Raw genomic sequence first — 454 nt, forward strand, 5'->3', positions numbered from 1 at the left:
AAGGAACCATTCGCCTGTCAGCAGGTGGAGCCGGACCAAGTGGCTTATATGCCTGGACAGGTCCAGCAGGTTTCACAGCTAACACAGACAGCACTACACGTGCCAATGCTATCGAAGCCTATGAAGGAACTTATGTAGTAACTATCACTAATGGTGTAGCTTGTTCGGCAACAGCCTCAGTAGCTGTAGTGATTAACCCACTTCCAGCACCACCAACTGCCCAAGACAAAGTGTTCTGTGCTGAAGATGCAGCAGCTACTTTAGTGGCAGCAGCATCAGGTAGTAATACTATCTTGTGGTATGGTACTAATTTAACAGGAGGAGTATCTTCGACTACTGCACCAGTATATGACCCAACTACTGCAGGCGTTACTAATTACTACGTAAGTCAGTTAGATGCCAATGGTTGTGAGTCTCATCGTGATACTCTAACAATTAAAGTAAATGCTAAACC

The 454-nt window shown here is 45.4% G+C and carries 1 protein-coding gene; it reads left to right on the forward strand.

Features of this window, described 5'->3' with window-relative positions:
* Positions 1–454 (forward strand): Ig-like domain-containing protein (locus EWM59_RS28130; RefSeq protein ID WP_445447098.1); only part of this gene is annotated, 454 nt, incomplete at both ends.

Source organism: Emticicia agri (assembly GCF_004168285.1).
Taxonomy (GTDB): domain Bacteria; phylum Bacteroidota; class Bacteroidia; order Cytophagales; family Spirosomataceae; genus Emticicia; species Emticicia agri.